Source organism: Flavonifractor sp. An92 (genome assembly GCF_002159175.1).
In the GTDB taxonomy this organism is placed as follows: domain Bacteria; phylum Bacillota; class Clostridia; order Oscillospirales; family Oscillospiraceae; genus Pseudoflavonifractor_A.
Window position 1 is genome coordinate 152,846 of sequence record NZ_NFGZ01000001.1, and the last position, 26,976, is coordinate 179,821.

Below are 26,976 nucleotides of genomic sequence, written 5' to 3' on the forward strand. Positions count from 1 at the left end.
AGTCCCCCTGCGGTTATTGTTCCTGCCTCCAGCTTTGAAGGCCCGAAATGCTTAAAGAATATGTACAATTAGAAATTGCTGCCGGAAGATTAGATCTCCGGATTCTTGGGAAATCATCATTTACACGGTAATACTCTATTTGGTGCAGAAAATATGGCTCGTCTGCTTGAGGATCTGCTGGATCATATTTGCTTGATGACAGCCTCGATTCAAATATTATCCTCGCTTCAGGATCTTGAACGCTGTTTCTGACTTCGTCAGCCAAAGAATTCAAAGTAAAAGCTCCTGGAGTATTCTGAGATACCTTTTCGATCCTCAAAATGAGCAGAGTTCCCTCTGCACCTATGTCGAGCTGATCTGCGGATGATATAGTTACGATATCTTTGCTTAGGGTCACGGCTTTAGCTTCATACCATGTATCCGAAAACTCAAAATCACGGTCTGCACCAATAGGACCTATCCAGCCGGCAACAGCTGTTTGGGGAGAATAGCGCATCAAAATGACATTTCTTAATGCGCACAATTCCCCTAATAATCCCTTTACCTCAGCATCTGATAACTTCTTGTTTTTTTCTTCTGCAAATAGTTTCTGCCACATACAGAATCTTTTGACCGCCGCCTTTACACCAGATGCTTTGCTGTGCGTACTAATTGTGCAGTGCATGATATCCCAGCAAAGCGATACAAATTGCTCCTGCAGGCTGTTATCTGTTAAAGAAAAGCACACAGCGTACTTCCCGTCATGCCTAAAATTGGCGCGGACAGATATCTGCTGACTGGAGGGAGGTATCGTCGGAAGAAATTCCGATATCAGCATCATCTGCATATTTCGGTTTTCATCATAAGTGATGAAAAAATCCAGAGGATGATTTTTGTCAGCTCTACGCCCCACGCTTTGCCCCGCTTGCGGAATGATCTCCTTCCAGGCATCGCTGAGTTCACTCATCGATATCATCCAGCTGATCCTCCTCAATTTCATCCTCAAAACTCTGACGCTGCTCCACCGTATTAACATAGTAAACCGCATAGAATGGCTCAGAACCAGATAGTTTGGGGAAACCAATTCCGTAGCCGACAATCAAATCTTTACTGGTATCATAGCCTTTAGGCAGATCGCTTCCTGCTTTAGGCCTTAAATAATGAATAATAATAATCGGATCCCGATTTTCAATTAAATAAGCCCTATCAGAAATACTCATACTCCGAAGTTTCTGTTCTGCAGCGTCCCCGTACTTTGACTCGTATTCTCTTCGCTTGCTTTCCCTGAACCTTTCCTCTGCGCTTCTTCGCTCTGCATCCGAAAGGCCGTGTTTTGTAAGGCCCATGGTACCAATACGCATTTTGGTTCCATAGACGCTCAGCATACTGTTCTTTGCCGAGAACGGTCTGACTGTTGGATGAATCGTGATATCTGTTCCTTCAATATCAACTCCATCTTCTCCGCCGCTGGTTACAACCAAGACATCCCATTTGGCAAAGCGGGTATTCTTCCTGATGTAAGATTCCAAGGCGGTACCATCTGACTCCATATTCAGCGGGTGGTTTTCATATGTGCGAACAAATCCGCTGATCAGTTCAGAAGGAACATGTTTCCAGAACAGAGGCTGCCTGCCGGATCCTACGGGTTTTCCGCAATTCTCAATAATTTTTGCGATCAGCTTATCCGCCTTGCCGCGGTTTGCCCGAATTGCAGCAATATCGTTCTTAAATCTCGGGGTCTCAAAGAATTCACCGTCAAGTGTAATCCAGCATTCCTGACGTTCTGCGTGCTTCATCTTGTTGCGGGCAGTGACGATCAGTGAGGTCGGATGTGCTCTTACACGAAGCCCAAATTCTTTTGGTGTAGCTCCCATGCGGTTCATACGAGAAATGTCTTCCCTCAGTTCATTGGAAGCCCGGGTAATATGTGCATACCATCCGATAGAATCATCCGGCATCCAAATACGGAACAGATCCTTGTAGCCTTCACGGTACCCAAACCAGCGGCCCATCTGCATGAGTGTATCGTACATCTGTGTATTACGGTGAAAATAACTGACCATCAGTCCTTCGAGGGTAAGGCCTCTCGACAGTGCAAGTCCTCCAACAGCAATTACGCGCAGTCCAGTGTCACTATACTCAGTATAATCCAGCTTGCTTGCACTCCGCTGGTTGATCGTCCGCACTTCAATAGAACTAATTGCGCTCAGCAGATATTTTTGCTGGACATCTTCCCATTCGATTCCAAACTTTGAAAATGGATACTCAGAACTGTTCCATGTGTCTCTCAATGCAGCAAGGCTGCTGTTTCTGCAGGCTTGTTCTTCATCCAGTTTGCAATAGTTCCGTACATCTCTTTGCACTTCATAGAGCCACTCTACAATCAGCTTAGATATCTGTTCCTGGACTTTTGTGAACCTGCTGACATTGACCAGCATAGAACGATGGGCAGTCAGATCCCCGTTAATATCCCGCACAGCATTTGCCAGCAAGAAGTATCTCAAAGCGCTGTAAAGGCTCTCAGGAAGTCCATGCAGCACAATGTCCTGCTTGTGCTTATACGGGAAAAATTCTTGTGCGTCATCAATAGGAAGCAGCGAGCCGCTGTATGCTGCATCATCTCCGAAGATTTCATTTCCGCCGATGTAGTTTGTCGGCGGATCCAGTGCATAAATATAATCCGAAGGGAAAAGGTCATCATTTTCCATGTCTTCCGTTTTCTCAGGAAGAATAAAAATATTTGCAAATGGTGTTGCGGTTACGCCAATGTAAGAACTTTTTGTAAATAGTTCCAATATTCTTCGTATATGCTTATTGATGGTCGTTGGATCATTGTCTTCCCACGTGTTGATTGATGCATTGTCTGCCTCATCATCAATCAGCAGCAGCGGAAGGTCAATAACACCCTGGCTGTTTACATTATAGTCTTCCAGCCATCCGATCAGATTCTGCAGCGTTTTGGCATTCTTCTTCAGGACAAAAACGACAGGTTCATTTGTCATGTTCCGCAGACTTGCGTTCATGCTTCGTACGGCAGCAGTTTTAAAGTCGCTGGATTCAGTCGTGAATCCCGTTGCAAATCTTCGAGAATCCTTGCTGCCGACGCCCTTTTTAATGGTCTGACTATTTCTCTGCAGGTATGCCTTGCTGCTGCGGCCAATAAATCCTTCATCAACACGTTCCTGCGTCTGCCGGCGCAGGCTTTCGATGGTACCGGTAAGCAGAATAATCACCTTATATCCGACATCTGCCGCTTTATTCATCACAGCAATGTAGTTGCTCGTCTTGCCCGACTGGATATCTCCAAGGAGCAGACCTCTTCTATGCAGAGTTCCGGCTACATTTGGATCTCCTGCAAGATCAACAATTTTATCCGACACTTCATCTATTGCAGCGATAACACCTGATGTTCTCATAGCATCTTGTTCCAGATAGAGTGCATACCGATTCCAATAGAAAAAGTCTATGGAGTCTTTTTTTGCTTTGAGCCATGGCTCATATTCTTTTTCTATTACAATGCCGGTATCCATAGCAACATCAAGGGCTGCCTGCAGCTTTTTAATTATAATTTCGGCCTCTTCATCTGTAATGGGCATCATCAAACGAACCATATTGCATGCTGCTGTAAGTTCTTCTTCCGTGGGAGCTCGGTTGACAGCAACAGAACTGATCTGCGTACGGACAAATTTTTCGAACAATGCTAAATCTGCCATATTAGGAATCCAACTCCTTTGCCAGCATATCTACGATGTTTCTGTAGTTGCAGAACGGATCCGTCTGCATTATAAGACGTATCTGTGCATCCCGCATGGGGCTATCAGAAATATTTGCTAAAATAGTCTCAACAGTTTCTATTGCCTCACGCTCGGCGTCTTTTTCTTTCCTTACATTTACCTGTTCCTCATTATTTAGGTCAACATATAACTGATTAAGCGGCAAGTTTCCTTCTGCCAATCTAAGGTAATTCTCCAAAAGTTTCTTCTGCTCTTGGTTCAGAGTTTCTTCTAAAAGCTGAAGCAGAACATGTTCACGGTTTAAATTATAGACCACGCCATCTCGAATTTTAGTTTTGCTCCACAAATGGCTGCCATTGTCGCTTATTTCTCGTTTTCCTCTAAATGTCCATGCACGTTTGCTTCCCTCGGAAATTCTATCTACAATTCGAGCCAAGTTGCTTTTAATCACATCAGGCGGAACAGCAGTAGACTTTCTTATATCCAGAGTCCATAAGTGGTCAAGAGCGTTGGGAACATCTACCCGGATTCTGGCCAGCTTTGAAAGTTCATCTTTTCTATGCATTCGGAACCAGGTTCCCCATACGAGCAACCGTTTATTTCGGTATATGTAAAACCCCTGATCCTTCGTCAGCCCTTCTGTACCTCCAAGAGCCGCCTTTTCTTTTTTAGTCAGATTGCTGACATGCGGAAGCATAAAAGAAGACACTTCCACTGGATAACCTTCAATCATAAACTTTTCATCCGCTTGAAAAACTGTGCTGCGTCCAATCAAAAAAGGATCCTTGGGTTCAATCTTCAGCCCATTCATCTGGATAGTAAGTTTTGTAATTCCGGGTTCTCCAGCCAAATATCTATGAAATACAAGGGCTAAATGCTCACGTACATATTCCATCTGTTTGCTCATCAATTTATCAGTAGCTTTTGCCCCATTAAGCATACGGTCAAGTTTTTCCCAGAGTACCAATGTACCTGATTTCAATGATTTTAGTTGTGTTTGAAATTGAGGAATAGCGTGGATTTCTTCTGAGTTCAAACTTAAAAGTGCCCAAGTTCCCTTTTCATATATTTCATCAAGATCCCAACGCCTCGCTTCTATCCGCCTTCCTTGCTTTGTAATTACCGTCAGACACCTGCACTGAGAAAGAGACGCAGTTTTCAGCCCAAGGCCAAATCTGCCTAAATCCTTACTGTCCCGTATGTTTAGAGAACTTTGGCTGCCATACCGCATGGCATCATTAATTTGCTCTTTTGTCATACCATCCCCATTATCTAATATAGAAATAAATGGTACGGCATCGTAGGGAGAGAATTGGATATCTATATTACTTGCATTTGCTGCTATGCTATTATCAATAATATCTGCGACTGCAGACTCTAAACTATATCCCATTGCACGAGTCGACTCCATTAATACGGGCGCAAAAGGCGGCATATCCAGTATTTTCATTGGATTTCACTCCTTATTTGCTTCAATACGCTTAAAGTATTAGCGAGTGGGATCAAATGATCAATGTTTTGATTTGCAATTAATTTTGCCAAATTTAATGTCTCAAAAAACGGACTTTAATCCATCCCATCTGGAGAAATTTCCAGAACATCTTCGATCCGGCAATCCAATGCAGTGCAAATTTTTAGCAGAATTTCTGTGGTTACATGCCCGTTTCGTCCCATCTTAGTAACAGAAGCGGGACTGATTCCTGCCTTTGCACATAGGTCTTTCTTCTTCATATCCTTGTCTATGAGCAACTTCCAAAGTTTTTTATAACTGACTGCCATAAGAAGATTCCCCCATACTAAAAACAAAAATGCTCTGCCGGACGGCAGAGCATTTGGTCTATGCGGTCATGCCGCCAAGGTCCATTCCAACATCTGACAGCGTTGTGTACAATGATAGCATATTTGACAGAAATACGCAAGAAAATCATGTGTTCGCACGATTTTTAGTTTCTTTGTCGCAGAGTTTTATGGGGTTTCCGCAACTTACATCTGTTGTATCCGTAATCTTTTTGCAGTACAATGAAGGAAACAATCTGGATTTCAAAGGATGGCAGATGCAGAAAGAGAGTGGATGAACCTATATGCAAGCCTTGGAAATAGGTAGCAAAAATATATCTATTTTTCTAAGTACCAAGCCAAGAACCCCAATTATCTATCTCAACACCTTCTCTGACGAGGGCCGGAAGGTATATGAGGCCGCGCAGGCTACTGGTTGTCCACCGTTCACACTGGTGGCCATCAGTGATCTCGACTGGAACCACGATATGGTGCCCTGGGACAGTCCGCCTGCCTTCAAAAACGCCGAGCCTTGCACCGGCGGCGCGGACGACTATCTGCGGCTCCTGACCAGAGAGATCATCCCCACGGCAGAGAAGGAACTTGCTGGAGTTCCGTCCTGGCGGGGGATCGCCGGATACTCCCTGGCCGGACTGTTTGCCCTGTACGCCATCTACCGGACGGACCTATTTTCCCGGGTGGGCAGCATGTCCGGCTCTCTCTGGTTCCCCGGCATGAAGGAGTACATCTTCTCCCACGAGCCCAAGCGCCAGCCGGACTGCGTCTACTTCTCCCTTGGAGACAAGGAGAGCAAGACTCGGAACCCCGTCCTGCGGAGTGTCCGACAGAACACGGAGGAGATCCAGTCCTTCTATCAGGACAAGGGGATCAACACAATATTTCAGTTGAATCCTGGCAACCACTACGACCATGCTGCGGAGCGCACCGCTGCCGGTATTGCCTGGCTGCTGAGCCAATAGGCCTTGTCAAACAGGCGGCTCCTCGGTACAATGGCAGCAGGAAGGGAGGCATAGTCTATGGCGGCCATTCGATGCCCGCATTGCGGAAGTCCCGTAAAAATCCGGGGCAGCCGGTGGGAGTGCGGCTATTGCGGCGATTTCGGAAATATCTCCTCGCTCCATCCCTCGGAAAAGGCCAAACTGATGGGGACGGCTACGCCCACCGTTCAGGTCACCGTCACGGTGACGGATTCCTCTGAGGAGGAGACGCCTCGCAGGTTTTCCCGGGCTGAGTTGGAGGACATGGTGCGCCGGTGGGACTTTGACGAAAACGAGTGGGCCTGCCAGGATCTGCTCATCGCCGCCTTTCCCCAGGCGGCCAGCCGCTGGTCTGAGGAGGCGCTGGCGGAAATGCACACCATGGACCTTCTGGTGGAGACTGCACAGCATGACCCCCAGACCGCCCTTGAGATGGCGAAACTGCTGCTCAACACGGCGGAAGAACACCTCCAAAATGAGGAGGCGGCCAATCAGCTGCTGGGCTGGGACCTGTATGACCTGCTGGCCAGCGACGACATGCTGCCGCTGCTGGTGAAGGAACTTAAGTATGACGACCGGCTGGCGTGTCAACTCTTCCAGAGCGCTTATGTCGGCCAGCCTCAGGAAGAAATCCTCAACGCCTGCGGTCGCTTGGGCGAGAAGGATCTGCAGCGGAAGTTGCTGAATCTCCTGGAGCGCAATCCATTCTCCCATGACGAGATCGAGTTGGAGATGGACGAGGAATAACTGGGGCGATTCCTTCAGGCTGTATTCTTTGTATAGGCGTGTTAAAAATTGATACGCCTGACTTAAAAAATACCTTGCTTTTCGGCCTCAGTAGAGTTACAATACCCCAAACCTAAACAGCAAAAAGAGCCCTTCTGGACAGGCGACGGCAGCGGGTGCCGCACCTGGTCAAGAAGGGCTCTTTGACCACATGTTTGACCACAGACAGCCAAAACCGGCCCACCAGGGATGGAATTCCTGATGGGCCGGTAGTTTCGTCTCAGCTGGCCTTTCGGTTTCAGCGTTTTCTGGCTTTGAAGGTAGTCATAGCATACCATGTCCAGATGCAGGTTATATCTTCCAGCATATCTACCTTAGTACATCCTTTATTTTCCTTGCTGCTTAATCTGCAATGGGGAAAACGCTACCACTTTGGGTGGTACCAATGTACCGACAGGTAAATCAAGCAAGTATTCAACTTCTTCCGGCTTTATGGTTAAATTGTAATTGGACGACAACTCCTCCATAAATTCTCTACGACTAAAGACCCCCTCTTGCAAAAGCATGATTATTGAGGTTTTTAACAGTGCAGGACTTGCCGTAATCAACACATCATCTAAAGGCTCTTCTTTTCGTTGTCCACGTCTCTGCATTATTTTGATTAGAGTTTGATACTCATCCATTGTCATAACGCCCAAGTCCCTTGCTCTACGAATCATGGCAGCGATGGAGACTCGCCATTTCTTTTTCAATTGTTTGTAGTACATAAGGGCCTTGGAGCCAGCAGGGGCACGGAGCGCATCTTGTTTAAATGATATTTCAGGTAATAAAAATGCTGCAGCAAAATCATTTGCTTGCTGCTCTCTCTGCTTAAACTCTTCCTTAGTATAACTTTCGATCTCATCGCTCCATTCGTGAAGGCAGATATGACCGAGCTCATGAGCAATGTCAAAATGAATTCTTGACGCAGAAGTTTTGTTATTTGAATATGCAATTAAATAAGTTGGGTTATCTCCAATATCTATAAATTGGCTAAATGCGTCAACATCATCAGTACTTGTAGAAAATGATGTTACCAAAATGCCGTGCTGTTCCACAACCGTGATCAAATTTTCTACCGGCCCGTAGCCAAGCCCCCATGCATTTCTGAGCGCAGTGGCTGCCTCCTCTGGAGTTGTCTCTTCAACTAAGCACAGCGGTTCATACCGCGGAAATTCGATGTAATCTTGAAGCAATGAATATATCTGTGCCAGAAACTCCATCTTAACGACCTGTTCAGTGCGATATTTCTTGCTGGTGGTAAGCAACGACCTAAAATATATAGTACTTGTTGGTATGGGTTCAGGATGCTCATAAAAAAAGTCGACAGGAAAATCCAATTCACGGGAGATAAGTTCCACAATTTTTGAATCAGCAGGTTGACTCTTACAAATTTCGTACATAGATAGCGTTTGCCGTTGGCACCCCACTCGTTCTGCCAGTTCAGCAACCTTCATGCCTCTATATATTCTCGCTTTTTTTAAGCGTTCTCCATTAAACTGGGATTTCATATTGGACGACGCTCCTATTCATTAAATTAACCTTGCGCTTCGATTTCTTGGGTTTCCTTCCTCTGAAGTCCATTTTTCTTTCTTGCAATAGCTTTCGATTTAAGCTTAAGACCTCTATTGGGCTGGTTCCCGGGAGCATCAGAATGAGCAACTTTCTCAACCACAACACTAACATTAGTCGAAATATACTCCGACCAATCTTGAGAACCATCCTGAGCAATATCAAGGTTGGGTGTCACTTTGACTGCACGAATATGTGATAACTGGTAACCGGTTGTTTCAAACAAAATCAGAACATGATTCTGCACAACAGGTATCTCATCTTCCAAATCGTGCAGCAGAGTTTGGACTAATTGAGGAAGCTTATCCTCATCAGAAAAAGTGTGAGGATATAATTCCACTTGCTGCTGATCTGCTAATAGCTCTTTGTTAAACTGTCTTGTCAACATATCCAGATAATGCATATGTCTTCGACGCCGTTGAAACCTACGAAGTTCTGCAAATCTTTTTTCACGCATAAATGTGAGAATACATTGAGTTGTTCTCTCAAACACAACGAGCATTTGCCACGGTCCTCTATGCGCATCCGCAATGGTGCAATCCTCAGTTTCAAGTTCCCGAGCAAGATTTGTGTTCAATAAATCCCAAATCCGTGTTGGAACGCTATTGGTTGTCCGCAGACTATGATGTTGAATATCCGCAAGGATATCATCCTTTACTGCATCTTCAACACATTTTACTATTTTGACTCGTACCTCAGAGGGAAAGCAAATATTGTTGGTGCGCATAAAGCACCTCCTTCGTTGTTTTGACGCTATTATAGGTTTTTCTTAGGAAAATGTCAAGATAGTTTTCCTATTTTTTCTTTCCCTTATAAATGCTTTCCCTGATGCGCAAATATTTTTTGCCTCAACTGGCCTCTCGGCTCCAGCGTTTTCTGGCCTGGAAGGTGGTCATAGTCCGTTCTGGCTGGGCAATAGCTGTGTCCTGTACCTCCGCCTTTGCGATGCCCTGGTCGATCTTCACCGCTGCCCTTTGGCGCATCTCGTCGGTGACATGGGAGTAGGTGTTCAGAGTGGTGGCGCTGGACACATGGCCCAGGATGGTGGACAGTGTCTTGATGTCCATTCCATGGGCCAGGGCGTTGGTTGCGAAAGTGTGGCGCAGATCATGAAAGCGCACTTGCTCACATCCCGCATGCTCCAGCAGTGTGTGAAGCCGTCGGCTGACTGCCGAGGGGATAATCGGCAGATCGTCTTTCTTGGGTGAGGGGAATAACCATCTGGAGTTCACTCTGGTCTTGTACTCCGCCAACACTTTTCTGACAGATGGAGGCAGGATCAGGGTGCGGACAGCCGCCTTGGTTTTCGGCTCACTGATTACCAATTTCGAACCAACGAGGTTTACCTGTTTGTTAATCCTCAATTCCCCGGTGACCAGATCCACATCATCCCACTGGAGAGCCATCAGTTCTCCCAGCCGCAGTCCGGTGGCAAATTCCAGAAGGAAGAGTTCATAATAATTCTCCTCCTTGGCCTGAATCAGCACCTTCTGCATATCCTCTCGGGAGAGGACTTTCATTTCCTTTGGCCTGTCTGGAGGCAGTTTACAACCCTTTGCCGGGTTACGGACAATCAACTTTTCTGTCACTGCTTTTTCCAATACCCGATCACATAGACTGTAGCAGTTTCGCACCTGACTGTCTGAGAGTCCGCTATCTCCGTTTTTCTGATCCAGACGGGCCTCTGTCATCATCCAAGTACACATCTGCTGAATGTCATTGATAGTCACTTTGTTCAGGGGAATGCTGCCCAACCTGGGGTGAAGGTATAAACGGATATAACCTTCGTAGGTCCTCTGAGTAGCGGGCCGGGCATTGGGCTTACAGTAGGTTTCATACCAATAGTCCAACCACTCCCCGAATGGCATATCTGCCTTGAGTTTTATGGGTGTATCCGGTGTAATAGTGTTCTTCAGCGCCTTTAGTTTTTCTATACATTCGCCTTTGGTCTTGGCCAGCACATTCTTCGTCTTGGGAAGGCCATTCTCATCATACCCAATGACGATCCGTCCTTCCCAGCGGCCATCCTTTCTCAGCCGGACGGTGCCTTCGCCATTTTTCCGCTTTCTTCCCATGGCTTCAACTCCTCTCCGAAGATGTCAATGAGAAATTCTTCTACGATCTCAGCTGCCCGTTTTTGCATATCGCCTGTGGTGTGAGTGTATGTGTCCAGTGTGAACGCGGCCCGTGTGTGTCCCAGGATGCCGGACAGAGTTTTGACATCCACTCCTGATGTCAGGGCATGGGTGGCAAAGGTGTGCCGGAGATCATGAAAGCGAAGATCAGGAAGCCCTGCCTCTTTCAACAGGACCTTCATCCGTTCATAGGCGGCACTCGGGCGTGTAGGCTGTTCCGGCTTCCACGGATGGGGGAAGATCCATTCTGTCAGAGCAGTCTTTTTCCTTTCTCGGAGTAGAGCTGCGGTACTGGGTGACAGATGGATGGTACGGGTTCCCGCAGCAGTCTTGGTATCCCAGGCGGTCAGCTTGCCGCCCTTTTCCTCATGGATCGTGCGGCGGATCTTCAGTGTGCCGTGAGTTTCATCAAAATCCTCCCACTTCAGCCCGCAGATCTCACCCCGGCGCAGTCCGGTGGTCAGTTCTGTGTAGAAGAAGTCACACCAGACACTATCCCTCCGAATGATTTCCATGAACTTTTCCAGTTGTTCGTCTGTCAGAACTTTTTTGCCTTTGTAGCTGAATTTAGGTGCATCGATATCCTCTGTAGGATTTCGTAGAATGAGGCCAGCCTGCTGCGCTGCGCCCATCACCTCATGGAACATTGCGTGAATACCTCGGATTGTTCCGCTGGCCAGCCCCTCTCCTGTGTTTCGGTTTCCGTGATGAGCCAGTATATCATATAACTTTTGAATGTCTCTCCCTGTGACCTGGGAGATAATTTTCTCTCCCAGGTACGGTTTGATATGTCTGGCTACAGTTCCCTCATATCTTTTCATGGTGACGGGACGTATCGTTCCAGTCATGTTCTCCAGCCACTGATCCAGCCATTGGCCCAGTGTCATCCGGCTCTCCTCAGTCAGCTCGACTCCCTGATACGCCTCGATGCTCTGCCGGAGTTTGGCTGTCAGTTCCTTTTGGGTATCTGCGTAGATGTAACGGAAGATGGGATCACCGTTTTCCTTGTGGCCAACTACGATGCGCCCTTCCCAGCGTCCATCTTCCCGCTTGCGCACCATGCCGTCACCTGACGGTCGTCTTTTTGCCATGCCGTATCACCCCCAAGGCCTTATTTTCGTTTTGCGGCGCAACTTTTGAGTGCTTATTTTACAGCGGGGAATTTGTAAGGCTCCGCCACACACTGATACAGAACTGCGCCGCAGCGTCGGCAGATCAGATACTGCAGCCGGTTGCCGAGTAGTCCATGCTTTCTGAAGGTGACCAGCGCCTCGCCATGCTGCCAGCCAAGGCCAATGTCCTCGCATCCGCAGTACTGGAACCGCTGGACCGGAAGTCGATTCATCATCTTATTCAATCCTCCTGTTCTATCCTGTGACAGAGGCGCTCTGTTTCCTCCTCATCGAAAGAGTAGAGGCCATCCGCCTCCAGTTCCTTGCTCAGTCCCCAGGCCAGTTTGAACCCAGCGGTAAAGCTGGCCAGTGAGGTCTCCTCCCGCAGCAGATTTTGCGTGTCCACCAGATGCATGAGCTTGCGCCGCTGCAGCTTGTCCAGGCAGTCCCGCACCTCCTGGCGGGTGTTCTCAATATCTTCTTCTAACTCACTGAAGTCCGGCTCCCGGTAGAACCGCTGGTGCAGGGCTCTCATATAGTCGTTCATTGTGCCTCGCCTCCTTTGCAGCAACACACAATACCGAACTACAGAGAAAATAGCCAGGGCTTTTGACCACAATTATCAGATTGTTATCAATTTCTCCGGCCTATTTCTGCGCGGCCCTTATCATTGTTAACACTGTGCTATTATTGCTCACCATCCGCCCATGGTCATGCCGTCCATAGTCTGCTCTTCCTCATAGTCATCCGGCTTGTGCCCCAGAGCAATTTTCTTTGCCCTGAGTTTTTGGAGCCGCTTGCGCTCAATATGCGGTGCCCTTGTGGTGGAATCCTGCGGAGCGCTGTCCCGGAAAATATTGCCCATGTGGTGGAGCAGTCGGGTAGCCGAGAGCAGCAGGCTGGGTGATACAAGCTGTCCCTGCTGTTCCATCCGATCCACAAAAAATTGCGCATAGGTGTGGCCCTGTTCTGCTGCGGCCTGGAACCACTTGTAGGCGGTGTCTTCGTCTTGTTCCACACCTTCGCCCATCAGGTACAGTTTGCCCATCAGATACTGCGCCCAAGGGTTATCCGCTTGTGCCGCCTGGTGCATATACTCCGCCGCTGTACCGGAATTCTTCACCACATGTTTGCCGCTGAGATATTCCTCACCCAAGATATAGGCGGCGTAGTCGTTACCATTTTGTGCGGCTGCCTTCATCCAGCGAATGCCCTCGCTCGGATCATGCACATCCGGATCGTCAGAGAGAAATAATCTACCCAGTGCGTATTGCGCAGCATGGACTTCCTGCTTTGCTGCCCGTTCCAGCCAATGTTTGGCTTTCTCTGTATCCGGGATGAGCAGTCCGCCGTCCCGGTACAACAGCCCCAGAAAATATTGCGCGTACGCATCACCCGTTTGGGCCAGTTGTTCCATCTTTGCTGCCGCAGCATCCCGTTCCGCGAGAGGCAGTTTCTCATTTTCAATCGTGCCCCGCAGTTCCCAGCACGCCCAGGTAAGTTCCCGATCATCTACCCAGCCACCACCATCCTCCATGTCCCTGTCCTCAAAGGAAATTTGATTTTGCCGAATACGTTCTGCCTCTCGGATCACTGCGTTCTTGATGGCACGGAACTCTTTCTGCTGAGACAGCGGCGGACGCTGGCGTTCCTTCTCTGAATAGAAGTCACTTACTCTGCACTGCAGGTCCCACCACTTCTGGTAGCACTCATTCACAACAGGCAGCCGTTCCATCTGATCCACGACCTCGTCTACCTGCTTCTTCAATGCTTTTGGAAGATACCCGTAGGACTTCTTACCTTTCACATTACCCAACTGTTGCACGAGATTCAGTATCATCTGCTCTGCATCAGGATGTTCACAGACTGACTCGCTCATCTGCTGGGACAACTCCAGCATGGCTCTCCGGGTTTCCCGCACCAGTTCATCCCTGCTTTCAGACTTCTGTTCGTAGAGATGGAGCATCTCCTGTTTGAATATCTGATTGGTGAGCGTGAACTTGATCTGCCGGATACCATCTTTGGACAGGTATGCTCGCCCAGGTTTTACCGACCACGCCATCATGTGCACATGCGGATGCTTTCCCTCATCATGGAAGGCGGCGTACCAACGAAAATCCTGGGGCGGGATCTTCATGGCGGCGGCAAGATCATTGCGGTGTGTACGCAGGAGAGAATGCCACGCCTGAGCGTTGTTATAGCCCAGGCGCTCAGCATCCTCACGATGGAGCGAGATGATGTGCGTCCACACATTTCCCGTGTAGTGCTCCAGTTCAGACATCGCCTTATCCAGATCTACACAATCCTCATCGCCAAACAATCCGTGGTCACCCAGACGCTCCGCGCGGGGCCGAGTGGCGATGTACATCGCGTAGCCCTCGGAGGTTTGCACCTGAGACCAGTTCTCCTCCAGAGCCAGCGTGATGAGAGACGAGGCGTTGGCCTTGGTGGGACGAGTAGTGTAGTCCTCATACTCCGACAAACTTTTTGTGTCAGGAAAATCTTTCACCAGTTTTGTGATGAGCTGCTCCTGCTTGCAGGTGGGCGGACGGTCATCTGGAATGATCTCCACCCGTTCCCGCGTAGCGATGTACTTCATGTAACCGCCTGCGCCCTGACCACCGCCGCACTTGATGTAGGGACTCTTGATGATTAGTCTTGCCACTCATCATCACTCCCGTCGGTGTCTTTTGCGATCTGCTCGAAACGCAGCCTGCCGTTGGTGCGTTTCACATTGGCGATGCTGTTGGCGCGACGGCGGCGCAGATACTCCTCGTCCAGCTTGACGCAGTCGGCCAGCGTGCTCATTCCCATATCCAGTTCTACCGCCTGCTTGAACAGCAGCGACGCCATGCGATTTTCGAACTGGTCCAGTCTACCATCCAGGTAGGACTGAACTGAGGTTGGGAGAAACAATCCGGCGTTATTGGCGCTGAGGTAGTCCAGGTAAAAGTCGATGGCGTTCTCAATAAAAGCGGTGAGACTGCGGCTGCCATCTTCCGTATACCGCCGTTCCAAGGTTGCCTTTTTTTCCGGCGACAGATAGAGAGGGAATTTTTCTTTTTTGCTCATCATGGTCTCCTTTCCGGGGTTTGACCCCTGTTTTTTCCTTGTGGGAGTAAGCGTCGGGGGACAACGACCGCAGAATTCTGTTTTCTCTCTGATTTTGACCCCATTTCCAACGCCCACGGAAACCCCTGAAACTGCCCGCACTGCGGGCAGATGTGACCGGCCAAAGGCGTCGCTGGCGACGCCTGGCCTTTATCCTGCTTTTTCTTTCGTCCTCGAGATTTCCTCCGAAAGCGGGCCAAATCTGCCTTGAAAGCCCTTGGTGGGGCAGGGACTCTGCCACACCCCGAAGGAGGGCACACAGCGCCTCACAGTGGGGCACACGGGGCGCTCTCTGTGCTCTGTGTCAGGAGCGCCTGCGCCTGCTGCCACCGCTGCCGTTCCTCCAAGCGGAGCATCTGCTGCTGGTAGCAATGATCCATCGTCGCCTGGATTGGCAGGATGGTGTACAGGTTGTTGCCGTTCTGCTTCATGCCGTGTTTGTCGATGTAAGAGGTATTCTCGATGGTAATGAACTGCCTGTCCGCCAATTTCGTGATGTGCTTCATCACAGTGGACACGGTCAAGTGTACTGCAGCGGAGATGGTGCGGTAGCTGGGATGACACTGATGTGTGCGGCGATCCTCGCAGTAGAGCAGATAGGCGTAGACCGTGATGGCTCCGTGACCGATGTTCATGAAAAACAATTCATTGGGCAGAGAGAAAAAGTTCTTGCCGTTGCTTTTGAGTATCGGAACCATGTGCTGATCCAGCAGTCCGCGACGGTTGAGTTCGGCAATCTGCTTCACAGCCATGTCCTTGCTCATGTGCAGTTGGGATGCGAGTTCATCCGCACTGGGCACAGCATTCTTTCTGCAGTGGACATGCAGATAGCAGAGATAGGCAAGGATGGCAAATCCCTGGGGCTTCAGTTCCCATTTCCAGACATCATTCGGAAGTGGGAAGCGGTGTCGCTTCGGATCAGGCTGATACGAAAACAAATTCATTTACAGTTTCCTCCCTCCGTGTGTTCCGCGACCCATTGAATGAATTGTTCCTTGGGTACCAGCATCCGGTTACCGACACGCAGTACCGGAAAGTCCGGTTGGTGCATCAGTTCATACCCGCTGGACGGTGATACGCCCAGTACCTTCGCCACCAATTCCGAATTGAGAAACAGCGGCAGTTCATCGTAGCTTTTGTAAATAGATTCTTTCATGTTGACCATCTCCTTTTCAAAACTCCCTCTACTTCTTTAGCCGCAAACATTTGCATGTGACATAGGTTTGACATAACCTTTGGATGGTGTCCAAGTTGTCTCTCTACTTGTATAGGGGAAAATACATCCCACCGACATACATTTGACAGAAAAAAGGAGCGTCTGCTTTGTCGCAGGCGCTCCGTTTGAGGTTGGATTATTTACTTTTGTGCTGGTTTCAGCAGCCGGCATGTTCCCTCCGCCTCGTCCCGCTCTTTCAGCAGAGAGGCCAGAGCAGAGAAGAATTTCTTTTGCTGATAGTCCACGCTGCCGCGGTTCAACTGATGGGCATCCGCGTACTTGCGGATGGACAGGCCATCCACGAATCGCTCCCGGAAATAATCCTGGTATGCAGCCAGCACCGTTTTCAGGGCATCGTCCAGAAACTGCAGGTCCTCTTTCAGTTTGGCAAAGTCACTTTTGGTGATGGCGGCGAATCTCTTTTCCTTCACGCAGAGGCGATATTTGTTCCGGTCGAAGTTGTAGTGCTCGCAGAGATCTTTTGCGTATGCGTAGTAGGTAAGAGATTGCTGATAATCTCGGGAGTCATAAGCTTCATCCAGTTGCCGATTTTTTCGTTTACGTACCGGGCCCCGGAAGCCCTCCTCCTCCAGCCACTCTATGGCCTCCTCTGAGATCTTCATGTTGAGCAGTCGCTTATACTTGGCTTTCCGCTCACCGTTCACTTCCACAAAAGCACAGAAGGATTTTTTGCTGGAGGTGTAGTATCTGGGGACAGCCGCAAAGGGGTAGGTGGTCCAGACGACCATCTCTTCGTCAGTGTCGGCGTCGGTGGCCAGTGAGACCACATAGACCACTTTACCGTCGTACCGCCGGTAGTACCCGGCGCTGATCCGTCTGCCCGCCATCGCCGCACCTCCTCGCTTTTCTGTTTTCAGTATAGCGGAGTACAGGGTTTCTGTAAATGATGGAGGCTTTTATTGTTTACTCTTCCACAGAATTTGAGGGCACTTTCTGCCAGAATATTGAGGTGTGCATTTTCTCTACCACTTTCAAAGAAGAATCCAGCAGTAAAATGATCATGTAGTGGCAGATAGATAGATTTTATCTGAAAACTTCCCAGGGGCAAGTGATAGAGTGCGAATAGAACTAACATGTCCTTAATTCACTTCGTATCCTGCGCAGCAGAAAAATGGTTTTTGGTTTTGCTGTTGTCAACAACGCAGTTTATATGGTCCTGTTTATCGGACAGATACTGCGATAAAATATTTTATATGTAGAGTTTTACCCCTTTATGTGCTATTCTGTATATGAAATATTTTACAAGGTGGCGCCTTTTGATAAAAACACAAAAATAATTATTGGATTGGAGATTTCTTACATTTGAAAGAGCAAAAACTAATTATTACAATATCTATTGGCATTGGTATGCTTTCTCTACTAATTGCCACTGCTTTTGAGTTACAGATTGATAAATTTGTTTTTTCAGGCCAGACAATACTTTCAGGACATCGAGCATTTGTAATCGATATCTTGTTGGGAGTTTTTACGGGAGCACTGTTAACTGTTGGTGTTTCTGTAGCGTCTTTTCTGGTAAAAATGAGGAGCAGCCTTTTTGACTTTTGGGCAGATACAGAGATGTTTTCTGAAAAAGCCATCCTATTTGCGTCAAAATACTTCCCATATGGTGCAAATATTAAAACAGTAATTTCGGCTATTGAAAGGTCTCAAACACTATTAGATGATTCTTATTCTCTGCGCTCTGATTACTCCAATATTATTAAACTTCACCGTGATATTGTTTTCTTTAAAAAAGATTCGGAAATTAAGAGTCTGATAGATGAAATCATAAATTATGTTGGAAAAGTTAATGAAGATGTGTCGTCACTTTGCTATCTTCAAGTAAATTCCGATCTTACTTTTCAACAGAAAAGTAAATTAGCAACGGTTTTTGAACCTGATGATTGCAGTTTACAAATGTTAATAAAGAAATGCCGCAAACTGCAATCAAGATTGGGCGTCCATTTTAAATCGCCAGATTTTTTAGATATTAGCAATTCATAAAATACACATTCCATCACATTGGTATTTTTGCTTTGAAAAACTATTTCTGTAGGTGAAAAAAGTGTTCTACTATGAATCTGATTCTATAAATGAATTAAATCTTTCCGTACGCTCTTGTAATGCACTCAATAGAGCTGGTATCTTGACGGTCGGGGATCTTCAATCGCTGTCTGAGGAAGATTTATGGAAAATTAAAAATTTGGGCGCAAAAAGTGTTCAAGAAATTCTTGATAAAAGAGCAAGAATGGAAGTTGATTTAGGCCCGAAACCGGAAGTTGATTCAGTCCCTGAAACGGTACCATCTTTTTTAGGAAATGATGGAATTACATATCAAGATGTTGCTATTGAACAGATTGACTTTTCAAATAGAGCCTATAATTGCTTAAAAAGAGAGAATATTTCTTTCCTTTCGGAATTACTGCACCTTACATACGATGAGATAAAATCTTGGAATAAAGTAGGAGAGAAAACAGTAACAGAAATTATCGAGAAAAGGGATTCTTATCCGCTGCAACCCGTCTTTGAGACGGCAGGCACCGCGAATGCTGTGCAAATTGAAGCCCAACAGGCCCTCTGCAGATCGATTGCGAAACGTCTCTCCAATAGTTATAAGGTCGATTTGAAGTCGCTGTATGAACAAATTAGCCCGTTGTGTGAGATCTATTTTCAGGAAAACCCAGCAGAAACTATGACCGAAGAAACTCTTTTGGAGAACCCGGACTTCATCCGGGCGTTGTCGGCATCCCCGGTTTTTGCAAACGGGATTCAAGGCAAATTGTTGTCCGTTTTGAATAAATCCGTTTATGGTTGTACGGTCAAGCATCTCTCGGAAGTCTGTCGTCCCATTCCAGCAGATACTTTAGAAGTCAACTTGCGCTCTCTTGTCGCCACAAGACAAGTGACTCGAAACGAAGATGGGGCCTATACCATTAAACGGATGACCGCCATAGAGTATGCTGCGCAAATTCCTAATCAACGGCGCGGATATGTTCTGACCGAGAGACTGCACGGCCGTACATTAGAGGATATTGGAAATGAACTGAATGTACAGCGCGAGCGCATTCGGCAAATCACAGACAAAGCATTGGCACAGCATCCGACTTTGTATGAAGACCGTTACGCCGAAGTGTTTCAGAAATACGATTTTTCGCGAGATGATTTTCGACTTGCATTTCAAGAAAATGATACTGTGTTTGAATATCTCAAACTCGCATATAAGGCTGGTGACTTGCCGGCGGAGGAATTGATGGATGACGAATCTTTTCCAATTGTCTTCCGGCGTGCAGGAGAGCACATCGCATATAAGAATTGCGTGCAAATCGGTTCAACCATTGTTCCCTGCAGGCGTGACGCCCTATGCGACTATGCGTTGCGGCAATATGCAGTCGATGATATATCTTTCAGCTCTTTTGTAGATAAATATCATGCGCTGTTGTCAAATTTGAGTATCGAAGATAATCCTAAGCTCATAATAAGCGGTCGGGGATATGAAAACAAGCTTGCCGCAAGTAAAAATGTTCTATGGAAACACGGGAAGTGCCTGCGTTACTATCCTATTCTACTCTATGATTATACCAACTTGCTGGAGGCGTTAGATCTAAAGCAGTATACTGATGTTGAAATTTCCGCTCTTAAACTTTTTAACGAACACGCAGAGCTTATGCGGGAATATGACATTCGGGATGAATACGAGCTTCATAATTTGCTAAAGAAAATATGCACAGAAGAAGCATATCCAAATGTTCAGTTTCTGCGTATGCCTACCATAGAATTCGGTAATTTCAACCGTGACCAGCAAGTAATGGATTTGCTGCTTTCGTGCGCTCCTATCTCTAAAGAAGACTTTGCTCAACGCTATGAAGAAGAATATGGAATAAAGGCTGGTAGTGTGATGGCAAACTATTTAGGCTGCATCGCGGCCTATTTGGACGGGGACACCTATCGGATTGATTCTCTTGCCATGTCCGATGCAATGGCTCAGAAACTCAAAGGAGAGTTGACAGATGATTTCTATCTTCTTTCTGAGTTTCATGAGATCTACCGGCGCCTTTTTCCTGATGCGGACAGAGGGCTGCTCAACAGTTACAGTATTACAAATCTCGGCTTTCGCATTTACTCCAACTATGTTGTCAGCGGCAAATATCATTCCGCAGTCGAATATTTCAGGCATATACTTCTGGGCCAAGACATTGTGGATATTTCCACCTTTAAGAGAAGCCTTCTCTCAACGGTAACGTTTTGTTCCCAGCTCTATAAACTGCGCGAGGAAATGGAAATCGTTGAATTTGCCCCTCAACGCTACATACAAATCCGCAAGTTGAATCAAGCCGGCATCGGAAAAGAGGATTTACGAGGGTTCTGCGAGGACGTTGCAGAGTATGTAAGTGACGGAGAATTTTTCACCGTATTCTCCCTGCAAAAAGCAGGCTTTGCACACAAACTGGACGAATATGGATTTGATGACTGGTTCTACGCATCTGTTCTTGCCGAGAACAAAGATATGTTTTCTTATCAGCGCACGGGTGGAAGTCGCTTATTCCGAAAAGGTTCTTGCACAGTCGTATTGTCTGGCTTTATCGAAAATATTCTGGATTCTCAAGAAGCAAAATCTATGGATGTGTACGACCTGTCTGACTATATAGGAACTGAATTTGGACTATTTGTTCCGACATCCAAATTGATTGAAACCATTCGCGAGAGTTCCATGTATTACGATTCAATTTCGCAAAAAGCATATTTGGACTATGATATCTATTTTTCCGAAGTGTAAAGGTGTTGCCTATGGAACAGTCAGAAGCAAAAGTAAAAATTGTCGAGTATTTGCAAACCCATAGTCAGCCAGTCAGCCTTTTTCAGCTTGTCCATTTCGTATTACAAAACAAGTACTCAGATGCAGAAATAGGCAATGTTCTTTCGCAACTATTTGAAGAAAAACTTATTTATTACACTTCTCAAGGCATTATTGGAGCACCTCATAATCTGATGCAATTGATTGAACAGGTGCAGGAAGAAGATACCCGAAACATTCTTGAGTGTTTTTTCAGAGGCCAAAACATTCCAAGTGAGCAACGATCTAATGTCCATCAAATTGTCAAATTATTTTTGCGAAATCGGCGTCCTATCGATGAGGATTCCTATAAAAATGTATTTCGTAAATATCGCTTCACTCAAAATAGTTTTTGCACAATTTTTTCGCAGCCCGTCAGCACTTATCTTTACTTATCTCAAATTTGTAAGAAGGGCAAATTGGATTGGCGTCAGATACGGCTTGATAGTTCACAGCCAACTCAAGTGCGGAGTGCAGCTATAAACGCCATTAAAACTGAAGGGCTTTTGCTGGAAGGCACGGTGCTTCCTTGCACAGTAGAAGGTGTTGGACTATATCTATTACAACGGCATAAAACTTCTGTTGGAAAAGATGATTTATTTTTGGAGTATGTAAGTTTTCTCGACCAAGCCGCTCCGTTACCAGATTTCCTTACTGTAAGCAAGCATCGTTTTATTTCCATCTTGTCAGGCAGCAACCGAACAATTCTCGGACAAGCTGGGGCCTTGCGTTTTAGACAATCAAAAGAAAGAACAGATTGCGCAATGGTAAAACGGCTCAAGCTTTGGCAATATCGAAACCAATATGTATCAGCAGAGATAATCTACAAAAATGCAGTAGCGGAAATGGAAAAATCGGATATACAAAGCCCGTATGAACTCATCACAATTCTAAAGCAGTTTCCAGAAATCTGTGCAAAATATCAACTCACTTTTGCCAAAGCGCCGTTCCTGGTCTTTGGTACTGGGAATGCTACTTCTCAGTTACTGAATCTTCTCAAAGAACTTTCGCCGATCTCTGGCGACAGACTTGCGCAGGAATATGAGAGACGGTATGGTTTGAAGGCCACCACGGTGAAGACACAACTTCTGAAAGAAATATCTCCTTATTTGCGCAATGGCGTTTACGATTTACAGACGAGAAGCATTACGGACAAACAAATTCAAGCCATTGCAAAGAAATTAACAAAGCCTTGGTATACCGTAGAAGATGTTCAAAAGATTTTTAGGAGCAAGGTTGGTGCGCATTATGAGGCGTATCTATCTACAGAAAACCTGCGTAAAATTGGCTTTCGGAAAACCAATGTAATCATATATTCCAGTCAGTATCGCTCCCTTATAGAGTGCCTGGAGAAAAATGAATGGGCAGGAAACACATTTTATGTTTCAAATGAGATGTGGGAGAATCCACAGATTTATACAGCCTTGCAAAAGCAGGCAGCGAAATTTGAAATTATAGAATACCTGCCGCAAAAGTTTATTCGTCTGGCCTATCTAAAACGTAACGGCATTCATAAAAAGAACCTCTATGAATTCATTGATGAGGTTTGTGACCGCGTACAAGATGATGCCTATTTTACATTAAAGTTTCTGCGAGACCAGGGATATGAATTCCCTCTTGATGATTTGGGCTTTGATGACACCTTTTACTACTCCGTCCTGAAACAAGGGAAAAAGATTCAGGGCAAAAAAGTGGCGGGCACATATTTGTTCAGGAAATCAAAACAAGATGTGACCTTATCGGATTTTATTGAATCCTTGGTTTCTCAAGTCAGGAGCATCGATATATTTGATTTATCTGAACTAATTGGCACACAGTACGGAATTGCGCTTGCCCCGTCTTACATTCGTTTTCTTGTTTCTGATTCTCAGATGTACTATGATTCAATTTCCGAAAAAATATATTTAGACTATGATGAATACTTTGAGGAGGTCTGACAATGAATCTGTTAACTGACGGCATTAAATCAAAAGCCGTGATGCTTACACAGGGCACAAAAAAGCTTTCTATAGATAATCATACACAGGTGTACCCTGTATATAAAATCCGTCTCGACCAGCTGTATTTTAATGACCAGAATGATCGTATTGCGACTTGGATTAGCCAGTATAAGGCGGAGCATGCAGACGTTGCTTTGGAATCATTGGGGCACCCGGAGTACAACGATATTATTCAAGGATTTATTGTGGAAAGCAATCCTGAAGCAATTAAAAAGACGCAGAATAATATTGAACTTATTGGGCAACAAGAGGCTGGCGTGGTATTAACTGACGGCCGCATTATTGATGGAAACCGGCGGTTTACATGTCTCAGAAACATTGAAAAGAAAAGCGGAAAAACACAGTACTTTGAAGCAGTAATTCTTGACCATGATATTCGAAATAATGCCAAGCAAATCAAATTGTTGGAGCTAATGATTCAGCATGGAGTTGACAAACCTGTTGACTACAATCCCATCGATAGGCTCGTAGGCATTTACAACGACATTGTTGACAATAAAATTCTTACTGTTAAAGAGTATGCAGATGGTGTTAACCAGTCTGAAACCGACATCCAGAGAGAAGTTGAAAAGGCGAATCTAATGGTGGAGTTTTTGGAGTTTATCAATGCGCCTAAACAGTTTCACCTTGCCAGAACAATGAATTTGAATGACCCGCTGAAAGAGCTTAATATTATTCTCAAACAGTGCAAGGATGAAGAAAAACGCGAGGATTTGAAGAATATCGTCTTTGCGAATTTCCTGATGCAGCCTCACGGTGATATGACCCGATATATGCGAAAAATCAAAAAGATTGTTTCCAACGCAAAATTCCTTGATGAGTACTTGGAAGAGCAAATGGGAACGACAGAAAAAGTCTGTGATATTTTGGAGGAAACTCCGGTTGTTACAGACAAAGTCATTAACGAGAAGATTCGTACACAAGAAGACTTGAAAGAGGAATTTTCTCATTCTACAGAAAAATGGGTTAGTAAGGCTGATGGTGATGCCACTCGCAATCGTCCTGCACAGCAGGCTGAGAAAGCATATGAGATGCTGGATACCATTGACACCAATATCTTCAAGAAATTGAACGAAGAGCAAAGGGATGATGTTCGGAATCGGCTGGACCAGATTCAAGAAGCGCTCAACCGCATCAGAGGGGAACTTGATGTCTAATGTTTAAGGACTTATCTTTGCAGGCCACCTACTCCTCTTATGAGGATAATTTGGGAGAGCAGTTCTACTCTCCTGTGTTGGCCGAGAGCGTACGCTATGACCGTGCCACAGCGTATTTCTCTGCCAAGGCCCTTGCCAATTACGCCAAGGGTCTTGAGCGCTTTGCGCAAAATGGGTGCACCATGCGGCTTATTGTGTCCGCAGAGATCAAAAAAGAAGACTATCTGCAGATTCAAGAGGGATTGGCGCTGCGGGCTTCCTTAAGAGAAGAACTGGTTTCCAGGATGCGGGAAACGCTCTCACTTGAGGAAGAACGAAACATATCCAATTTGGCTTATTTGGTGGGTCTTGGAGTTATCGACATCAAGGTTGCTTTTACCCAGGAAGGCATTTTCCACGACAAGTTTGGAATCGTCGAAGATGCAGAAGGAAATATCATCTGTTTCCGTGGGTCCAACAACGAAACCGCAGCTGCCTTTGAGTCCAACTATGAAGCTTTCGATATCACCTGCAGTTGGCAGGCGTCACCGTTCGATTATTCCAAAATTACCAAGAGTCAGCAGACTTTTGAAAAGTTGTGGAGCAATCAGGACGAAAATGTTTGCGTTCTTGAAATGGACTCTCTCGTCTATCAGGAGCTGGAAAAGCACAATAAAGGCCGGCTGATTTTCGATCCTCTTCAGTTAGAAAACGAATGTATGCTCCTCGATTATGACGGCACATTAACCTTGGATTTTAAGGGGATTCCGAATCTTCTCTGGAACACATCTTTCTATAAGATGCGTCTGAAGCGGTATGTGGATGCTGCCAAAAGCACAAACGAACACATTTGCTTCAAGGATGCGCTGAAATATCCTCAATTTAACCGCATTATCAGTCTGCTGCAAAACGAGTCAGATAAACGCGGATACCGCTTTTTTGTAACTGCCCGTCTCAGAAAATATATCGCCGACAGAGAATTGTATATAGAAAAACGGGCAAACCTTGGCCTTGCGATTAAGCAGCGCAAGCCGGAAGTAATAGAAAAGTATGAAGAATATAAAGCTGTAGTGGATGACGCTTTCAGCAGACCTCTTCGTGAAAAACAGATGTGGGATTCTTTCTTCATGTGCACGATGAAAAAAGCCTGCAACTTCTCTGTCCCCGGTTCCGGAAAGACAGCTTCTGTTTTGGGTGTTTTTGCATACCTCCATGCCAAAGGTTTTGTCCGTCGCCTTGTGATGGTCGGCCCCAAAAATGCCTTTGGTTCGTGGCAGGATGAATTCCAGCTGTGCTTTGGTAACAAGCTTCCGCTTCAGGTGTTCAACATTCAAGATTATAAAACGCCCGAGGAAAAGCGAACGGCTCTTTTATTCGAAAGCGGCGGCGCAAATCTCGTCTTGCTGAATTACGATTGTCTGCGTTCCTATCTTCCGGAAGTCCAAAAACTGATTGGGCCTTCAACTCTTTTGGTTTTCGATGAGGTACATAAAGTAAAGGCTCTCGACGGAAGCAACGCCAGTAAAGCTCTGGAGTTAGCAGAAAACGCGTTCTACATAATCGCGCTCACCGGTACGCCGATTCCAAATTCCTATACGGATATATGGAACCTATTGAATATCTTGTACCACAACGAGTACGATGAATTTTTCGGATTTACCCTACAGCAACTTAAAGCCCCCTCACAAGATGATATCAATTTCATTAACAAAAAGATTCAGCCGTTCTTTTGCCGCACAACAAAACAACAGCTGGCAGTCCCGGATGCAAACCCGGATATCGTTGAAGAAGTGCCTGCAAACGAGGCGGAGAATCAGCTTTTCCATATTCTGCAGTTAAAATATGCGAAAAATAAGCTGGCACTTATTGTCCGCCTACTGCAGCTGGAATCAAATCCTGCGATGCTGCTGGAAAAGCTCGACCTATTAAAAGACTTTGCAGATATTCTGGATATTTCCGCCGCTGATGTGGCAGACATCGACTATGTGGATTATTCGGAAGATGTAAAGCGGCTCATCGACTCTATCGGAAGCACATCAAAGTTCCGTGCGTGTATATCTCTGGCGGAAAAACTGGTCAAGCAAAAGAAGCCAATCATTATCTGGTGCATCTTTGTGGATTCTATCAATCATATTGCCAGCACCTTGCGTAAAAAGGGCATTCGAGTAGAATGCATCTATGGTCAAACCAGCATGGATGACCGCCAGCAAATCGTATCTGCCTTTCGAGAGGGAAATGTGGATGTCTTGATTACTAACCCGCATACCCTGGCGGAATCCGTCTCTCTGCATAAATCCTGCCACGATGCGATCTATTTTGAATACAGTTACAACCTTGTTCATCTGCTGCAGTCCAAAGACCGAATCCACCGTTTGGGGCTGCCGGATGGACAATATACGCAGTATTACTATCTGCAGGAGCAGTTTGCCACAGATGCTGATGAGCTCTTCTCTCTGGACGCCCGAATTTTGACTCGTCTGTATGAAAAAGAGCAAACAATGCTTAACGCTATTGAAACAGATTGTCTGGAGTCTGCAACCACCGCACAGGAAGACTTGGAACTTATTTTTAAGGGGCTTAAATTATAGTTCAGGCTCCTCGCCAATATCAT

Annotated in this window: 22 protein-coding genes; 7 read left to right on the forward strand and 15 right to left on the reverse strand. The window is 46.2% G+C overall.

What is annotated here, in order from left to right:
* Window positions 1-13 precede the first annotated feature (13 nt).
* From B5G43_RS00835 to B5G43_RS00850, 4 genes are all read right to left on the reverse strand, one after another.
* The gene (locus B5G43_RS00835; protein ID WP_158097317.1) at window positions 14-955 is read right to left on the reverse strand and encodes a PD-(D/E)XK motif protein; all 942 of its coding nucleotides are present in this window, start codon (window positions 953-955) and stop codon (window positions 14-16) included.
* Complete coding sequence (locus tag B5G43_RS00840) at window positions 939-3,692, reverse strand: Z1 domain-containing protein (RefSeq protein ID WP_242960408.1); 2,754 nt, start codon at window positions 3,690-3,692, stop codon at window positions 939-941. The genes B5G43_RS00835 and B5G43_RS00840 overlap by 17 nt, the downstream gene beginning before the upstream one ends.
* Window position 3,693: 1 nt before the next feature.
* Window positions 3,694-5,163, reverse strand: coding sequence for an ATP-binding protein (locus tag B5G43_RS00845; RefSeq protein ID WP_087257935.1), 1,470 nt, complete (start codon window positions 5,161-5,163; stop codon window positions 3,694-3,696).
* Window positions 5,164-5,279: 116 nt separating this feature from the next.
* Window positions 5,280-5,492 (reverse strand): helix-turn-helix transcriptional regulator, encoded by a 213-nt coding sequence (locus B5G43_RS00850; protein ID WP_087257938.1) that lies wholly within the window; start codon window positions 5,490-5,492, stop codon window positions 5,280-5,282.
* A gap of 302 nt (window positions 5,493-5,794) precedes the next feature.
* Here B5G43_RS00850 and B5G43_RS00855 point away from each other — a divergent pair, with 302 nt between their 5' ends.
* Window positions 5,795-6,469 carry an alpha/beta hydrolase-fold protein gene (locus tag B5G43_RS00855; RefSeq protein WP_087257940.1) on the forward strand — a complete coding sequence of 225 codons (675 nt, stop codon included), beginning with the start codon at window positions 5,795-5,797 and terminating at the stop codon, window positions 6,467-6,469.
* A 183-nt stretch (window positions 6,470-6,652) separates the two neighbouring features.
* Window positions 6,653-7,234, forward strand: coding sequence for a hypothetical protein (locus B5G43_RS00860; protein WP_143382808.1), 582 nt, complete (start codon window positions 6,653-6,655; stop codon window positions 7,232-7,234).
* A gap of 365 nt (window positions 7,235-7,599) precedes the next feature.
* Here B5G43_RS00860 and B5G43_RS00865 read toward each other — a convergent pair whose 3' ends face one another.
* The 11 genes from B5G43_RS00865 to B5G43_RS00910 all read right to left on the reverse strand — a co-directional run bounded on the left by B5G43_RS00865 (window position 7,600) and on the right by B5G43_RS00910 (window position 17,246).
* The gene (locus B5G43_RS00865) at window positions 7,600-8,763 is read right to left on the reverse strand and encodes an XRE family transcriptional regulator (protein WP_087257946.1); all 1,164 of its coding nucleotides are present in this window, start codon (window positions 8,761-8,763) and stop codon (window positions 7,600-7,602) included.
* Between the two features lie 26 nt (window positions 8,764-8,789).
* Window positions 8,790-9,551, reverse strand: coding sequence for a DUF5986 family protein (locus B5G43_RS16935; RefSeq protein ID WP_143382809.1), 762 nt, complete (start codon window positions 9,549-9,551; stop codon window positions 8,790-8,792).
* A 121-nt stretch (window positions 9,552-9,672) separates the two neighbouring features.
* Entirely contained in the window at window positions 9,673-10,899 is a 1,227-nt protein-coding gene (locus B5G43_RS00870) for a site-specific integrase (RefSeq protein WP_087257948.1), read from the reverse strand.
* The gene (locus B5G43_RS00875) at window positions 10,857-12,050 is read right to left on the reverse strand and encodes a site-specific integrase (protein WP_087257951.1); all 1,194 of its coding nucleotides are present in this window, start codon (window positions 12,048-12,050) and stop codon (window positions 10,857-10,859) included. The genes B5G43_RS00870 and B5G43_RS00875 overlap by 43 nt, the downstream gene beginning before the upstream one ends.
* Before the next feature lie 53 nt (window positions 12,051-12,103).
* Window positions 12,104-12,307 (reverse strand): hypothetical protein, encoded by a 204-nt coding sequence (locus B5G43_RS00880; RefSeq protein WP_087257954.1) that lies wholly within the window; start codon window positions 12,305-12,307, stop codon window positions 12,104-12,106.
* Between the two features lie 5 nt (window positions 12,308-12,312).
* Window positions 12,313-12,618 (reverse strand): hypothetical protein, encoded by a 306-nt coding sequence (locus tag B5G43_RS00885; RefSeq protein ID WP_087257957.1) that lies wholly within the window; start codon window positions 12,616-12,618, stop codon window positions 12,313-12,315.
* A 147-nt stretch (window positions 12,619-12,765) separates the two neighbouring features.
* Window positions 12,766-14,670: a MobP3 family relaxase gene (mobP3, locus tag B5G43_RS00890; RefSeq protein ID WP_242960409.1), complete on the reverse strand. Its 1,905-nt coding sequence runs from the start codon at window positions 14,668-14,670 to the stop codon at window positions 12,766-12,768.
* Between the two features lie 53 nt (window positions 14,671-14,723).
* Window positions 14,724-15,143 (reverse strand): hypothetical protein, encoded by a 420-nt coding sequence (locus B5G43_RS00895; protein WP_087257965.1) that lies wholly within the window; start codon window positions 15,141-15,143, stop codon window positions 14,724-14,726.
* 305 nt (window positions 15,144-15,448) lie between these two features.
* Window positions 15,449-16,126 carry a helix-turn-helix domain-containing protein gene (locus B5G43_RS17620; RefSeq protein WP_242960410.1) on the reverse strand — a complete coding sequence of 226 codons (678 nt, stop codon included), beginning with the start codon at window positions 16,124-16,126 and terminating at the stop codon, window positions 15,449-15,451.
* Window positions 16,123-16,338 (reverse strand): helix-turn-helix domain-containing protein, encoded by a 216-nt coding sequence (locus B5G43_RS00905; protein ID WP_087257968.1) that lies wholly within the window; start codon window positions 16,336-16,338, stop codon window positions 16,123-16,125. The genes B5G43_RS17620 and B5G43_RS00905 overlap by 4 nt, the downstream gene beginning before the upstream one ends.
* A 200-nt stretch (window positions 16,339-16,538) precedes the next feature.
* Complete coding sequence (locus B5G43_RS00910; protein WP_087257971.1) at window positions 16,539-17,246, reverse strand: hypothetical protein; 708 nt, start codon at window positions 17,244-17,246, stop codon at window positions 16,539-16,541.
* Between the two features lie 475 nt (window positions 17,247-17,721).
* Between B5G43_RS00910 and B5G43_RS16940 the strand changes: the two genes are divergently transcribed.
* The 5 genes from B5G43_RS16940 (at window position 17,722) to B5G43_RS00930 (ending at window position 26,953) form a co-directional block, all read left to right on the forward strand.
* Complete coding sequence (locus B5G43_RS16940; protein ID WP_143382810.1) at window positions 17,722-18,402, forward strand: hypothetical protein; 681 nt, start codon at window positions 17,722-17,724, stop codon at window positions 18,400-18,402.
* Between the two features lie 61 nt (window positions 18,403-18,463).
* A complete protein-coding gene (locus tag B5G43_RS00915) occupies window positions 18,464-21,172 on the forward strand; it encodes a DNA-directed RNA polymerase subunit alpha C-terminal domain-containing protein (RefSeq protein WP_158097318.1) in 2,709 nt (902 codons plus the stop codon).
* Between the two features lie 11 nt (window positions 21,173-21,183).
* The gene (locus B5G43_RS16945; protein ID WP_143382811.1) at window positions 21,184-23,166 is read left to right on the forward strand and encodes a hypothetical protein; all 1,983 of its coding nucleotides are present in this window, start codon (window positions 21,184-21,186) and stop codon (window positions 23,164-23,166) included.
* A gap of 2 nt (window positions 23,167-23,168) precedes the next feature.
* Window positions 23,169-24,386: a ParB/RepB/Spo0J family partition protein gene (locus B5G43_RS00925; RefSeq protein ID WP_087257979.1), complete on the forward strand. Its 1,218-nt coding sequence runs from the start codon at window positions 23,169-23,171 to the stop codon at window positions 24,384-24,386.
* A gap of 17 nt (window positions 24,387-24,403) precedes the next feature.
* Complete coding sequence (locus B5G43_RS00930) at window positions 24,404-26,953, forward strand: SNF2-related protein (protein ID WP_242960411.1); 2,550 nt, start codon at window positions 24,404-24,406, stop codon at window positions 26,951-26,953.
* The last annotated feature ends 23 nt before the right edge of the window (window positions 26,954-26,976 follow it).

Bases quoted from the DNA above. Each gene is read 5' to 3' on its own strand.
- B5G43_RS00850 (WP_087257938.1), bottom strand. From the start codon at position 5,492: ATGGCAGTCAGTTATAAAAAACTTTGGAAGTTGCTCATAGACAAGGAT.
- B5G43_RS00910 (WP_087257971.1), bottom strand. From the start codon at position 17,246: ATGGCGGGCAGACGGATCAGCGCCGGGTACTACCGGCGGTACGACGGT.
- B5G43_RS00845 (WP_087257935.1), bottom strand. From the start codon at position 5,163: ATGAAAATACTGGATATGCCGCCTTTTGCGCCCGTATTAATGGAGTCG.
- B5G43_RS00880 (WP_087257954.1), bottom strand. From the start codon at position 12,307: ATGATGAATCGACTTCCGGTCCAGCGGTTCCAGTACTGCGGATGCGAG.
- B5G43_RS16945 (WP_143382811.1), top strand. From the start codon at position 21,184: ATGGAACAGTCAGAAGCAAAAGTAAAAATTGTCGAGTATTTGCAAACC.
- B5G43_RS17620 (WP_242960410.1), bottom strand. From the start codon at position 16,126: ATGAATTTGTTTTCGTATCAGCCTGATCCGAAGCGACACCGCTTCCCA.
- B5G43_RS00835 (WP_158097317.1), bottom strand. From the start codon at position 955: ATGATATCGATGAGTGAACTCAGCGATGCCTGGAAGGAGATCATTCCG.
- B5G43_RS00870 (WP_087257948.1), bottom strand. From the start codon at position 10,899: ATGGGAAGAAAGCGGAAAAATGGCGAAGGCACCGTCCGGCTGAGAAAG.
- B5G43_RS00925 (WP_087257979.1), top strand. From the start codon at position 23,169: ATGAATCTGTTAACTGACGGCATTAAATCAAAAGCCGTGATGCTTACA.
- B5G43_RS00905 (WP_087257968.1), bottom strand. From the start codon at position 16,338: ATGAAAGAATCTATTTACAAAAGCTACGATGAACTGCCGCTGTTTCTC.
- B5G43_RS00855 (WP_087257940.1), top strand. From the start codon at position 5,795: ATGCAAGCCTTGGAAATAGGTAGCAAAAATATATCTATTTTTCTAAGT.
- B5G43_RS00860 (WP_143382808.1), top strand. From the start codon at position 6,653: ATGGGGACGGCTACGCCCACCGTTCAGGTCACCGTCACGGTGACGGAT.
- B5G43_RS00840 (WP_242960408.1), bottom strand. From the start codon at position 3,692: ATGGCAGATTTAGCATTGTTCGAAAAATTTGTCCGTACGCAGATCAGT.
- B5G43_RS00875 (WP_087257951.1), bottom strand. From the start codon at position 12,050: ATGGCAAAAAGACGACCGTCAGGTGACGGCATGGTGCGCAAGCGGGAA.
- B5G43_RS00885 (WP_087257957.1), bottom strand. From the start codon at position 12,618: ATGAACGACTATATGAGAGCCCTGCACCAGCGGTTCTACCGGGAGCCG.
- mobP3 (WP_242960409.1), bottom strand. From the start codon at position 14,670: ATGAAGTACATCGCTACGCGGGAACGGGTGGAGATCATTCCAGATGAC.
- B5G43_RS00865 (WP_087257946.1), bottom strand. From the start codon at position 8,763: ATGAAATCCCAGTTTAATGGAGAACGCTTAAAAAAAGCGAGAATATAT.
- B5G43_RS00895 (WP_087257965.1), bottom strand. From the start codon at position 15,143: ATGAGCAAAAAAGAAAAATTCCCTCTCTATCTGTCGCCGGAAAAAAAG.
- B5G43_RS16935 (WP_143382809.1), bottom strand. From the start codon at position 9,551: ATGCGCACCAACAATATTTGCTTTCCCTCTGAGGTACGAGTCAAAATA.